We start from the raw sequence: 13913 nt of genomic DNA, 5'->3' as shown, positions 1-13913 counted from the left end.
TACCTATGATAAGAAAACGTAAAGTCCTTCAATTTATCTGCCCAACAGGCTTTTACGGTGCAGAGCGTTGGGTGCTTGCCTTAGCGAAGCATTTAAATCCCGATACGACGATATGCGACTTAGCAGTCACCATGGAGCCTGGTCAAAAACCACTGGAGTTGGTCAAGGAGTACCAAAAGTTAAATTTAGCAACGCATATTGTCGACATGAAGAATAAGTTTGATTTAGGGGCCGTGGATAGACTCGCCACGCTTATTCGTGAACAGAATATTGATATCATTCACACCCATGGATACAAGTCAGACATTATAGGCGTACTGGCGGCGAGGCGAGCAAAAATCCAGTGCGTGGTGACTCCACACGGCTTTGAGAATGCGAAAGACTTTAAATTAAAGACGTTTATCTGGCTTGGGTGTCAGTCGATGCGCTTTGCTCATAAAGTCGTTCCTCTTTCACAACAGCTTATGCAAGACGTGTTGAACATTGGCGTTAAGCCTGAAAAGACACTGTATATTCAGAACGGTGTAGATCTGTCTGAGGTGGAAGCAGAGCCCGTACCTGCTCGCGTGGAGCCCAACAAAAAACGCATTGGCTTTGTCGGCCAAATGATTAGTCGAAAAAATATTCACGATATTCTCGACATTTTTGAGAAATTACATAAAAAGCATCCTGATACTGAATTAATTTTACTCGGGGATGGGGATGCACGACAAGAATTAGAGCAGCATACTCAAACGTTAGCCAGTAAAGACGCGATACAGTTTTTAGGTTTTAGGGATGACAGATTAAGCCTGCTTAAGTCGTTTGATTTATTTGTTATGACCTCAACGTTGGAAGGGATCCCAAGATGCCTAATGGAGGCAACTGCTGCCAGTATCCCCGTAGCGGCTTATGACATAGCCGGTATTGACCAATTAATCAGCCATGAAAAAACAGGCTTACTCGCCACGTTAGGTGATAAAGAAACTCTACTTACCTATTGGGAAAAATTGTTGTACAACCAAACGTATGCAACAGAAATGGCTGAAAATGCTAAGCAATTCGTATACGATAATTATTCTGCTCAACGTATGGCAGCGCAATACAGTGATTTGTTTGACGAGATGACAAAGGATAGTTAATGCAACGAAGCAAATCGCCACCCATTATTTTTGTTCTCTCCATTGATACAGAGGAAGAATGGGACTGGTCAGGTGCATTCCCACAACAAAATGCTGATGTGAATAATGTGGCATTGTTGCCCAGTTTTCACGCGCACCTTGGTGCTTTAGGGGTTCGACCAACATACCTAGTCGACTATGCAGTTGCGGATTGCCCTACTGCTGCATCAACCATTAGAACAATTTCTGCTCAACAAAATTGCGAGATTGGTGCTCATCTTCACCCTTGGTGCAACCCTCCGTATTTTGGCCCTGCAACAGATGAAAGCTCACACGTAGTTAATTTGCCTAAAGAGCAAGTATCGCAAAAGCTTGACGTATTAATGCGCCGCATCGAAGAGCAATTCTCAGTTAAAGCCAAATCGTTTCGCACTGGGCGATGGGGAATTGATTCCAATGTTTTAAAGCTGTTGACCAATGTAGGAATAACCGTTGACTCGAGCGTTTATCCATTTTACAGCAACGACTATTTCAGTTGCCTTGGGGCACCATCACTCCCCTATTGGCCTGATTTAAACAATCCCCTTGTGTCATCACAACAGCGGGATATTTTTGAGTTGCCGGTAACTGTTGGCTTTAATCGTCCGAACTTTTCACGATGGAATGACATTCACACCAAATTTGCCTCTCCTCCGTATAGTTGGACGAGGTTTAATGGTATCGCTTGGCACACACATTTATTACGTAAACAATATTTGTGCCCCGAGTTATCAGCACCGAAAGACATGTTATCTCTGTGTGAAACCGTCATAAACAAAGGATACACAGTGCTTCACATGTACATGCACAGCTCAAGCTTATTGGATAACAACAACAGCTTACTAGGAAACCGAAACGCCTATGAGTTTTTAAGCGAATCCATAACTGAGGTGATCACGACGTTGCGCGCTAAATACCAACTGGATTTTTGTACGCTATCTGAAGCAGCTGAAAAAATTCAGCAACATCCACAGAAGAGTACAAAATGACGGTGCAAGTACGCTTAGTCACACAAGCAGACAAATCCATATGGAATGCTTACATCAATAACCACCCTAGAGCAACGCCATATCACTATTATGGTTGGGTAGAGAGTGTAGAACAGGCATACCAACACGAAAATACCTCAGCCATTGCCCTTTGCGGCGACGACGTTGTTGGCGTGTTCCCTTGCATCCTGATGCGTCGACCTTTGTTGCGCCCTGCATTCTGCTCCCTGCCCTATTGTGATTTGGGTTTCTTACTCGCTGATGACAGCACAACTGCAGATAAACTGATGGCATTCATGAAGCAGCAATTATTGAATGTCACTGGGCGAACATTTCAATTAAGAGACTACATAGACGAACCCCCAACAGAGTCACAAATGGAAGGCCAAAAAGTACGCATGCTTTTGTCGTTGCCCGCCACTAGTGAAGAATTATTGAGCAACTTCAAATCAAAACTACGCAGCCAAATACGAAAGTCAGAAAAAAATGGCCTGCGGTATGAAATCCATAAAAACGGTAATGGCTTGGACGATTTTTACCACATATTCGCGATCAATATGCGTAAATTGGGCTCCCCTGTACATAGCAAAGCATGGTTTCAACATATCATTGAAAACTATAAAGAAAACAGTATATTATCCGTCGTTTACAGTGAAAACATACCCGTTGGTGCTGGGATAACGCTGTCTACAGGGGGAGTGACTTCAATACCATGGGCATCGACAGTCGCCGAGTACAATCGTTTAGCTCCTAACATGCTGTTGTATTGGTCTTTACTAAAAGAAGCGTGTGACAATAACATGCAAACATTTGATTTTGGGCGCTCCACTTTTAATGAGGGGACTTATCGATTTAAAGCTCAGTGGGGAGCCACGCCCCAATTACTGAATTGGTATGATGCCACAACACAAATTCAACAAGATTTTAGCGCTCAGGATAACGATGAACGTGAAAACGTACCACAGGGTAAAATCAGACCCGTAATTGAGAAAGTTTGGGCAAAATTGCCTTTGCATGTAACGACCGCGCTTGGTCCTAAAATTCGTAAACATATCAGTTTGTAAAGATGACCAGCCATTTGGTATGCATCAAATGGTTTGTTCAATAAAGAACACCAACTACAGGGCCGAAATATCTATGTGTGGTATTGCAGGGTTTACACAATTTAGCGGGAACATGGGTAACCAGCAAACCCTTAAAAAAATGGGTGACAGTATTTATCATCGTGGTCCAGACGCTGGTCGCGAATATATCGATGAATACGTAGGTCTAGCCCATCGTCGGTTGGCCATTATCGACTTGTCAGAAGCCGGCACACAGCCAATGTACTCACATGACGAAAGATACATCATTGCCTTTAACGGTGAGATATATAACTTTCAGGCACTTCGTGATGACCTTGTCAGCGAAGGCTATCCATTTAAAACCCACACGGACACAGAAGTGATCCTTGCGCTCTATGCAGCGCACGGTGAAAAGATGCTTAACATGTTAAATGGCATGTTCGCATTCGCCCTTTGGGACACCACCAGCAAGCGTTTACTCATTGCTCGAGATCGCGTAGGCAAAAAGCCCCTTTATTACCTTAAAACTGACACTCAGTTTGCGTTTGCCTCTGAAATTAAAGCATTACTTACGCTCCCCAATGTGTCGCGGGAGGTCAGGCTAGACGCAGTACATGACTTCTTTGCTTATCAATATGTACCAGACCCAAAAACTATTTTCACCGATATTCACAAACTGCCTCCGGCACACTTTATGTGGGTCTCGCAAGATGGGATACAGATAGAACAATACTGGGATGTTTCCTTTAAGCAAACCAGCAATCAGTCTCAGACCGAACTGACCAAAGCACTTTACGATTTAGCCACAGAAAAAACCTGTTCTCGTATGGTCAGTGACGTGCCCTTAGGCGCATTTTTGAGTGGTGGAATAGACTCCAGTGGTGTGGTCGCTATGATGGCGCTGAATAGCGATAAGCCAGTCAAAACCTGCTCAATAGGATTCGATGAAAAGCGTTTTAACGAAACCGAATTTGCCCAAATTGTCGCTGATCAATATAAAACCGAGCACCACGAATTTACCGTTCACCAAAATGTAAAAGACAACTTAGAAGAGATAGTCGGTTATTTTGACGAGCCTTTTGCCGACCCATCTTTAGTACCAACGTATTTTGTTTCTCAGTTGGCACGCTCTCAGGTAACGGTAGCGATTGCCGGTGATGGCGGCGATGAAGTATTTGCAGGCTATGAAAAATACACCACAGATGCGCTGGAAAACAAACTACGTCAGCGCTTTCCCGAAGCGCTGCGCAAGAAAGTATTCCCTAAACTCGCCAACGTATTCGCTAAAAGTGAGCATCCACTATTTAGAAAGGCTAAATCTCTGTTAACAAGTTTGAGTTTAGACCCCGCCATGGGGTTTTATGTGACTAACTCGATGATAGATGATCGCCTTTGGGAACGTTTAGCCTCATCAGATACCAAGGCTAAGCTAGGCGCTTACCACCCAAGTGAAGTAACACTCGAAAACTACCACAAGGCCGATGGGAAAGACCACTTGTCGAAGATTTTGTATACCGACATGAAGACCTACTTGCCCGGCGGCATTTTAGTAAAAGTCGATCGTATGAGTATGGCGCACTCCTTAGAAGTACGTGCGCCCCTGCTAGATAAAGACGTCATTGAATTCTCTGCTACCCTGCCATCGGATTTAAAATATCGCGACGGCGAGAAGAAATTCATCCTCAAAGAAGCCTTTAAACCAGTTTTGCCTGATGATATTTTGTATCGTAAAAAAATGGGCTTCTCGGTGCCCTTAGCGACATGGTTACGATGTGAAATTAAAGAACTAACCGAAGATTACTTGTTTAATAAAGCTCAGGGCATTCAACAATATTTTGATATGAATGTGGTCAAGCAGCTTTGGCAGCAACATCAAGCAGAAAAAGCCGATCACAGCACGGTGTTATGGAGCATGTTGATGTTTCAAATGTGGTGGTTTCGTTATATTCAATCGCCTGAAATGACAAAATTGCAATGATGAGTCGATTTTAATGAATATACTTCATCTTACATTTGATATGCGTATCGGCGGTACGGAGCAGGTAATTAAAAACCTAATTTTAGGAGCCGACGCTTCACGCTTTACTATGTCAGTGCTGTGCATTGAATCACCTCTTGGGCCGTTTGCTGAAGACTTGATCAATAATGGCATTCACATAGAAGCTCTAAGCCGCAAACCTGGCTTCGACATGAGCTTGATATCCAAAATACGCCAACATATTACAACGCATAAAATCGATATTATTCACTGCCATCAATATACCCCCTACGTGTACGGTGTGTTAGGTGCATTAGCAACGTCAGCTAAAATCGTTTTCACTGAACACGGTCGGTTTTATCCAGATTCAACCACCTGGAAGCGCAAAATAATCAACCCTATTCTGCACCGTTTCACGCATGCGACCACAGCTATTTCAGCAGCAACACGCGATGCTCTTGTGGAATTCGAGTATATCCCCAGTAACGATATTGACGTAGTTTATAACGGGATTAAGGGTGTTGAACCCGTGCCGGCGAAATTAGAAGATGTGCAACGACAATTCCCTCTGACTCAAGAGTGTATTTTGTTTGGCACTATTGCTAGGCTCGACCCGATAAAAAACCACAGTATGATGCTAAGGGCCTTTAAACGGGTTATTGATGCTGGCGTAAAGGCAAAGTTGATGATTGTTGGCGATGGTGAAGAGCGAGAAAACACAGAGGCATTAATAAGTACCCTAGATTTGTCACAAAGCGTAATCATGACCGGCTATGAGCCAAAACCTCATGCCCATTTAGCATTGATGGATATTTATCTGCTGCCCTCACTCAGCGAAGGCACATCCATGACGCTGTTAGAAGCGATGTCATTGAGTAAGCCTTGCATTGTGACTCACGCAGGAGGTAACCCCGAAATCGTTTTACACGACGTCACCGGTCTTGTCACACCAAATGACGACGAGCAAGCTTACGCAGATGCAATGATAGTGCTGGCACAAAATAAGCAACTACAAGATACCTTCGGTAAAGCGTCCAAAATACGGTTTGAAAATACGTTTGATATTAAAAACATGACACAAGCATATGAAGCGCTTTATTTGCGATTATTCTCAAGCGTGCAGGCATAGACAATGAAAAAAGCACTGAAAAAGATGATGGTCAATATGACCGCTAAATTATTGCAACAGCCTTCAATTGAGCAACAACTAGACGACAAAGCACTGCACTGCGCGCAATCTCTACCTGCCTTGAGTAACCTGGTCTCGCCTTATGCATCAAACCAAGCTCCATTGTCCCCTGTCACATCTGAACGGGACGACATTGTCTTTATCACCAGTCGTTTTAGAAGCGGTTCAACCCTGCTGTGGAATTTATTCAGGCAAACCCCCGAATGCAGTGCCTATTACGAGCCATTTAATGAGCGCCAATGGTTCAACGAGCAAATGCGCGGCGACAATGTGGATAACACACATCGCGGCGTAGATGACTATTGGGCTGAATACAACGGCCTTAGCCAGTTGTGTGACACCTATAACGAGGATTGGATCCGCAAGAGCCTATATATGTCTGCCCAATCATGGGATCCGCAGATGAAACGATTTATTGAGCAGATGATAGAAGCAGCACCAGGGCGCCCGGTACTGCAGTTCAATCGTATTGATTTTCGTTTGCCTTGGATAAGGCAGCATTTCCCCAACGCAAAGATTTTGCATCTGTACCGTCATCCACGAGATCAATGGTGTTCGTTTCTCACTGATCAACAGCTAATGAATAAAGATGATGTACATAGCACGTATCAGGATGCTTTTTACTTAGACGTGTGGTGTCGCGATCTCGCTAAACATTACCCTGTACTTGATATAAAAAATACGCCCCATCCCTATCAACGCTTTTATTATTTATGGAAACTATCCTACCTACATGGTCTAACGTTTTCGGACATGAGTTTAAGTTTTGAGAACCTCACGAGTGCTCCTAAAGCCGTCATTTCAGATATGTTTACTGCACTGAATTTGGACACAAACAAGGTTGCCCCCTTAGTTGATGTCATTCAAGCGCCGCCGACTGAGCGTTGGCGTAAATATGCCGACGAAGATTGGTTTGCGCAGCATGAATATATTTGTGAACAGAACCTGTCACTGATGCTCGAAGAGCGCTCTATCACGGACCCAGAACGATGAAAAAAACCTTGTTATTGAGTGAAATTTTTCCCCCCGTTAAAGGTGGAAGTGGCCGTTGGTTTTGGGAGGTCTATACGCGCATAACAACAGGTAATGTCGTTGTTGCCGCTGGACAAGATGATAAAAGTGATGAAGTTGATAGCATAAGCCCACTTAAAACGTATCGTTTACCACTTAGCTCATGGAGCTGGGGCTTAAAGAGCCTAACGGGGCTAAAATACTACTTTCGCGCATTACGTGCTGTCTTAAAAGTCGTCAAGCAAAATGACATTGAGGTCATTCACTGCGGGCGTTGTTTGCCCGAAGGCTTTATTGGTTTTCTCATCAGTAAAATAAAGGGTATTCCGTATATTTGCTATGTTCACGGTGAGGATGTGGAAACAGCAGCGACCAGCCGAGAACTAAGTTGGATCGTTAATAAAGCACTCGGTGGCGCGACTCGACTTATCGCCAATAGCCAGAACACGGCTGACATATTACTCAATAAATGGCATACCGACCCTGCAAAAACCATGGTATTCAATCCCGGTGTAGACGCTAGTTTGTTCATCCCCGCCCTCCCCTCACAAGAGGTAAAATCACAATTGGGCTGGGAAGATAAAAAAGTGGTTCTCACAGTTGGGCGCCTACAAGAACGCAAAGGGCATGACAAACTCATTGAAGCACTGCCCAGCATCATAAAACGCGTTCCTACTGCCTTGTACGCGATAATAGGCGATGGCGAACGCAAGAGCGCCTTACACGCCCTTGTAAAAGACCTGAACCTTGAAGAGCACGTCTTATTCATGTCTGAGCTGAATGATGAACAAATGATCCAGTGCTACCAGCAATGTGATGTATTTGTTCTGCCAAATCGCACCGTAGGAAGCGATATCGAAGGCTTCGGTATGGTGCTAGTAGAGGCGCAAGCATGTGAACGCCCTGTCATTGCTGGGGATTCAGGAGGCACATCTGAAACTATGTTACTAGGTGAAACGGGTTTTATCGTTGATTGCACCCAGCCCCAAGTGTTAGCTGACAAGATATGCGACTTACTCGAAAACGATATCCTCAGAGAAAGAATGGGCAAAACAGGTAGAAAGCACGTTCAACAGACCTTGGACTGGCCAGTGCTTAGCCAAGCTTTGAAAGATGAATTTGAAACGTTATAAGTAACTATATCTGCAATCAAATTTGTTTTAGCGGAGTACAGAAATCAACTTAGTTAAATAAAATTTATCAATTTATTTAACTAAGTTGATAAATAATCCAGTACATAACGTAACTTCACTTGTAAATCCTAAATTTTAATACCCGAACTTACTAATTGTCGTAGAGCATATTTGGGTGATCAAGTCATAGTTTTTCTTTCCGAAAAACTCTTCAATTAATACCTTGTGATCACCTTTGGGCTGAAACTGTTTATTTTCAACAGCAGATATATCTCTCAAGCAAGGTAAGTCTATTTCCTCTAATGTCTTCTTTATATACTGACTTTTGTTCGCCTTGAAATCTTCATACTTAATTAGCTTTAAATTGCTACTATTTTTGATGTAAGACAAAGTTGTTTCTTCAATCCTCGAGGCTAATCTTTCAACAATCGACATATTATCGTTAGAGGTGGGGTCGCCGTTGATGATGTAATCCCAATTAGCTGTAGGCTTATTTAGATTGTCACACGAAATATTGCTCAACTCAGTGGTACCATCAATTGATAATCTATTAAAAATTGAACGTATTATTTGATGGGGCTCTCTAATTATAAAAACAAATTTTGCTGATGGATAAAGCTTGAAAACCTTATCAATAGATAGAATATAGTCTGGGTCCTTAACTACCTGCTGAAAAAAAAGTTTAGAATTTTTATTCGCAATACGGTTAAATTCGTCAGTTTTGTCAAAAAAAACACGCAAAAATTCCGAGTCAGATGGTGACATTTCATAAATCGGATCGTTTGAAAAGGACATATTAGCACTATGGGCTAATAGAGATGCAATTGCAGTAGTACCTGTCTTTTGGTGTCCTAACACCACAAGCTTCGTATTATTCTGCTTGTACACATAAGCCGTTAAAATATTAACTACTTTATTAATAGTTTCCATAAACACTCACACCTAAAATAAACATTGTAAATAAAAAATTTTAGCGTTTTTTGATTGGCCAACCAAATTTCTTTAACATCTTTTCAATATTCGCATCGTTTTTGTTATTTTTTACATTTTCGTTAATCAGTCCTACCTTTTGAGAACTAGGCCAACAAATAACTTTGAAATATTTCTCTGTCTTTTTAGTCGTAGTACCGTTCAATCTAGCCATCCAAAATAGCCAAATATCATCTGTCATTGGACTTTCTTTCAGAAAAATATCACTACGCACCACCAATTTATCGAAACATTTGGGGGGATATAGCACCCCCCCCGCTCCGACTGGAAATCCCAATAACGCATCTACATCATTCTTTTTACAACTGATCCAATCGTCATATGGCATAAGCTCATTCTGACCACTTTTAAATGTCACCTCATGTGCTATGTAACAAATAACTTCGCTGTTATTACCTTCGTATTCACATAACAGATTGGAGAGCCACCAACGAGGATAGTAAACATCATCATCTGCAGTTACGATAAAATGATCACTGTAATTCTCTATTGCAGGGATTATCTTCTTATAGGGACCTGTATCGTCGGTTTTGCATATCTTAAATGCTGTTCCCGCACTGTTGACTATTCCTTGTAGTTGAAATATTTCATTTGGGAGATCGTCATAGTCAGCTTCGGAAACCCATAATAAAATCTCATTAGGCACAATGTGCTGCTGAACTATAGATAAAATGGTTGGATAGAGTGTGGAAAATCTTGGCTTATATGACGTTAACGATACGACAAGTTTTTTAGGAAGCTGATGCAGCGTTGCTTTTTTTAAATTACTTGAAAGGAACTTCACCTTTCGAATATATATTTCAGACAGTAGCCTGCTAACGTACCAATTAGTTTTAATCTTAATTTTTGACAATATTTTTACTTCCGCCTGTATCAAAATACATATGAGATTAGTGAAAAGATTTTATTTGCTTTTACTCGCAATCCAAGACTTCATTAAGCGTAATTTTTCAATCAATCTCTCAAATATTGATGCTTGGCGCTCTTCGATAGTGGTGATAGAAAATCGAGTTAAGAACTCTTTATTTATACTTCGACTACCGAATGGGATTTTTGTATTTGATTCATTTGCACCAGTATTAATTTTCCAGCATGTCAATGGGCGCAATATTTTTTGTAAAGGGAGTTCCAGAGAGGCCATAAAGCCCCTCACAGCGATGTGATCACCCAACACCTGCACTAACACATATTCATCGCAAGCCTGTAAGAATTCTTGATAAGTAGATATCTTCTCACTTGTTACGGCCGAGGTAAATAAATTATCCGTCAATGCGGAGGCAGACAAGATTAAACTACTGCCACAGTAACGATTAAACCCGTATTTCTCTTGCGCTTTTCGATTATACATATCGAGCAAATAGCCTCTTTCAAGCCAATAGCCACCAGGTGACTTGGCCCAATCTAATTGCTGCAAATACTCTACGCAATCAGTGCTAACAAGATCATCCGCGTCTAATAAAAAGAAGAAATCAGGCTTTATTTCATCATTTGCCGTTTGTATTGCGAGCGCTCTTTTCACACCTTTATCGAGTAAAACCTCTTTTCGGCTGCTTGGAATCGGGCAATCAATAGTGCAAATACGCACTTTAGTCTTATCTATATCCAAAACAGGTGCAACGTTGCAACCGATATACACTCGGTAATTTTCATTCGTCTGGTTAGCCAGAGTGCGCAACGTAGCCTTGAGCAACTCAACAACATGACCATAGTTTTTAGTAGAATCTGGATGACGAAATGCAATGATAAATGCGATCATGAAATTACTCTTTTGATTATTTTAGAAATAGATACTGTGATTAATTTATCCACTATGCGTAAGCTTAGATAGATAAAAAAATAAAATGAATTCATCAGATAGAAAAAAGGTTTTGAGAATTTCACTGGTAGTTGGGCATTCTGACATGCATTAATATAGCTTGCGCCAACAATTTTGATATCAACTCGCCAACGCTCCGCATCACAAAATCGCTCAACTTTTTCCCTATACTGGTTAGAGAGCAAATATTCTAACTCTGTTAATTTGGCAACTTGCAATCCGTGTTGCTTAAAATACTTAAACGAATATGAGCTCTCAGAGCAAGCAAAAGGTAGCTTATTATAAATAAATTGCTGTGCTTTAGTCGGCGGCTTTAAGTCATATGCGAACGAGTCTATTTTTGTATCAAACGCAGCAACACAAGACTTCATAAGGTCAGCTTGCTTCTGTTCGGACCATTGTTCAACATATAATCCACAAATTACTGCTCCGTCCTTGGTTTTATTGGCAACCGTAAATGGAATACGAATTTTATGCAGGCTCTTTTCCAGATAGTTTTCGTATGCCGGTAGCTTTTCTAAATCCGTTAGTGCCCTAATCCTTAGATTGAGACGGCGTTTTTTTACAAAATGAAGGAGACTGGGAATATACTCTAAATGGCCTATCCATAAGAGAGCTTTCTGCTTAGGAATACGCGAGTCATGATCTACCTGATACTTTAAATAGTGTTCAATAGGAAACTGAGGCGCTGTGGCTGTTTTTGCGACTAAATCTCCCACTCTGTCGTTGTGCACCAGAAAGCCTGAAAATAGCTTTAGACGCTCTTTGTATTGCCAATAGACATAGTGAGAGTGAAATACGTCAACTGGTGCGTATAGGACTTTTATACCAGCCTCAGCTTTGTCTAACAACCATTCCACGCTGGGCATTAACTTTACGACAATAATGTATTTAGTTGCAATTGGCGTATTGAAGTCACTGAATTTTTGTATTTTTACGTTCTGTCGCAGCAAGTAATTTGCGACGTCTTCCCCCACCCAGTTACTTGAAGGCAAACCAACTAAAGGCCCTATTGCGATTGAGCCGTTAAAATCCATTGTAGTTTTTTGAGAATAATCCATAGCGTTACTCTAAGCGATTTTAGCTCAATCCCTTGCGTCTAATGAAGTTTTTTACCGCCACGACATAAGACAGAAATAACTTACATTCATAACGTTTCCTGTTTAGATACACTAAAAGCAGTAATATCACAGCATAAACAATTGAAAAAACGCTACAACCTAGGATTAGTCTAACCAGCCAATGCATCTCGGCGAGCCCCAAACCTGTTAAACACAAACTAGCTGCTCCTGCGGCAATTAGTGGTAGCACGAACAAAAAAACATCGGAAAATTTAAACAGCCTATATTTTAACTGAAAATAGCTTGCAAAAATGAATATACTCGTAAAAGAAATAAAGACTCGCGTTTTAGAGAACTCATCTAAATTCCCACCGATGACCAAATAAAGAACACCTAATGTAATGAATGTCATCGAAACTTGATAAAATACGATAGGCTTGTAGCCCCCTTCAGCCATAACATATTCGGATAAGACTTTGAACAGCACGCCAGGTACCAACATAAAAGCTAGAATTGAAAAAATATATGAGTGCTCGACCCACTTCTCTCCCAGCATGAGTAACACTATTTCCTTATCAAAGTATGCCATCATCGCTGTTAGTGGAACCACAAGAGAAAGCAATAGTAATAGTACCGTATTCATCTGATAGGGCTGGAAATCATCCTCTCGTATAGCCTCAGAGAATGTCGCTAGAAGAGGGTCAGTAGCTGGGTTTATAAGCTGAGTGAGTGGCATGCTCGATAAACTTTTAAATATCGAATAAACACCTATCATTTCTAGGTTGAAATACTTGGCAACCAAGATAGAGTCACCCTCTCCCCTAGCAAATCCTACTAAGCTATTAACTACCACCCATTGTGAAAACCTCACCTGTGATCCAATGTTGCTTAGCCTAAACCTTCGCTTATGGGTACATACAAAATTTGAAAAAATAGCCGGCAGAAGATATTGCAGAACTAGACCATACAACATAGCCCAATAAGTTCTATCGTAATACGCAATGATTAAAACAACAGTAAAGGAAATTAGCTTTGAACTAATATCGATTTTGAACAAAGGCTTATAATTCAAATCCCTAGATAAAAGCCAAATACCTGGATTTGATATCAAACCAACGATAAGAATAATAGATAGAAATCGCAAAGGATTTTCTATCTCAGGTTTATCCATAAATGCAGCGATTTCAGGAGTGAATACAAAGAATATTAACCAAATAAGACCTTTGATCAAAATATTCAGCGTCCAAGCGGTATTGATTAAATCATCATCAATTCGTTTTGCCCTGATAATATATTGCTTAGCTCCAACATCGCTGAGTGAGTTGAATAAGAATACCGCTAATGTACAGATTGATACTAAACCAAAATCTTCTGGGGTGAGAATTCGCGCTAAGATCAACATGCTGACCATGCCCAAACCACGTTGGACTAGTTTAGTAGACCCCGTGTAAAAGATACTGGTAACTGTTTTGCCTGTTAACGACATGATAAGGAGTCTATTGCGTTCAGCTTTATGAGATCAGTAATACACCGATACCAAGCA

Annotated in this window: 12 protein-coding genes; 7 read left to right on the top strand and 5 right to left on the bottom strand. The window is 41.3% G+C overall.

The features are described 5' to 3' along the window. Nucleotides 1-5 precede the first annotated feature (5 nt). The 7 genes from AC0L6N_RS03915 to AC0L6N_RS03885 all read left to right on the top strand — a co-directional run bounded on the left by AC0L6N_RS03915 (nt 6) and on the right by AC0L6N_RS03885 (nt 8503). Nucleotides 6-1121 (top strand): glycosyltransferase, encoded by a 1116-nt coding sequence (locus AC0L6N_RS03915; protein ID WP_473479038.1) that lies wholly within the window; start codon nt 6-8, stop codon nt 1119-1121. Then, complete coding sequence (locus AC0L6N_RS03910; protein WP_473479036.1) at nt 1121-2128, top strand: polysaccharide deacetylase family protein; 1008 nt, start codon at nt 1121-1123, stop codon at nt 2126-2128. The genes AC0L6N_RS03915 and AC0L6N_RS03910 overlap by 1 nt, the downstream gene beginning before the upstream one ends. Beyond that, nucleotides 2125-3192 carry a GNAT family N-acetyltransferase gene (locus AC0L6N_RS03905; protein WP_473479034.1) on the top strand — a complete coding sequence of 356 codons (1068 nt, stop codon included), beginning with the start codon at nt 2125-2127 and terminating at the stop codon, nt 3190-3192. The genes AC0L6N_RS03910 and AC0L6N_RS03905 overlap by 4 nt, the downstream gene beginning before the upstream one ends. 73 nt (nt 3193-3265) lie before the next feature. Beyond that, nucleotides 3266-5170 carry an asparagine synthase (glutamine-hydrolyzing) gene (gene asnB, locus AC0L6N_RS03900; protein WP_473479032.1) on the top strand — a complete coding sequence of 635 codons (1905 nt, stop codon included), beginning with the start codon at nt 3266-3268 and terminating at the stop codon, nt 5168-5170. Between the two features lie 13 nt (nt 5171-5183). After that, nucleotides 5184-6299, top strand: a complete 1116-nt coding sequence (locus tag AC0L6N_RS03895; protein ID WP_473479030.1) for a glycosyltransferase — start codon at nt 5184-5186, stop codon at nt 6297-6299. Between the two features lie 3 nt (nt 6300-6302). Then, nucleotides 6303-7352, top strand: a complete 1050-nt coding sequence (locus tag AC0L6N_RS03890; RefSeq protein ID WP_473479028.1) for a sulfotransferase — start codon at nt 6303-6305, stop codon at nt 7350-7352. Beyond that, entirely contained in the window at nt 7349-8503 is a 1155-nt protein-coding gene (locus AC0L6N_RS03885; RefSeq protein ID WP_473479025.1) for a glycosyltransferase family 4 protein, read from the top strand. The genes AC0L6N_RS03890 and AC0L6N_RS03885 overlap by 4 nt, the downstream gene beginning before the upstream one ends. A gap of 135 nt (nt 8504-8638) precedes the next feature. Here AC0L6N_RS03885 and AC0L6N_RS03880 read toward each other — a convergent pair whose 3' ends face one another. Genes AC0L6N_RS03880 through AC0L6N_RS03860 form a run of 5 tightly spaced genes read right to left on the bottom strand, consistent with a single transcriptional unit; the run spans nt 8639 to nt 13856 of the window. Next, nucleotides 8639-9433, bottom strand: a complete 795-nt coding sequence (locus AC0L6N_RS03880) for a sulfotransferase family protein (protein ID WP_473479022.1) — start codon at nt 9431-9433, stop codon at nt 8639-8641. A 40-nt stretch (nt 9434-9473) separates the two neighbouring features. Next, entirely contained in the window at nt 9474-10346 is an 873-nt protein-coding gene (locus AC0L6N_RS03875) for a hypothetical protein (RefSeq protein ID WP_473479020.1), read from the bottom strand. Between the two features lie 51 nt (nt 10347-10397). After that, nucleotides 10398-11249, bottom strand: coding sequence for a glycosyltransferase family A protein (locus AC0L6N_RS03870; protein ID WP_473479017.1), 852 nt, complete (start codon nt 11247-11249; stop codon nt 10398-10400). Then, the gene (locus AC0L6N_RS03865; protein WP_473479014.1) at nt 11246-12370 is read right to left on the bottom strand and encodes a hypothetical protein; all 1125 of its coding nucleotides are present in this window, start codon (nt 12368-12370) and stop codon (nt 11246-11248) included. Before AC0L6N_RS03865 ends, AC0L6N_RS03870 begins: the two co-directional genes overlap by 4 nt. Nucleotides 12371-12389: 19 nt before the next feature. Beyond that, nucleotides 12390-13856: an oligosaccharide flippase family protein gene (locus AC0L6N_RS03860; protein WP_473479012.1), complete on the bottom strand. Its 1467-nt coding sequence runs from the start codon at nt 13854-13856 to the stop codon at nt 12390-12392. Between the last annotated feature and the right edge of the window lie 57 nt (nt 13857-13913).

Source organism: Paraglaciecola sp. G1-13 (assembly GCF_055809255.1).
The sequence above is the reverse complement of the archived record's forward strand: the minus strand, read 5'-3'. Positions and strand labels throughout refer to the sequence as shown.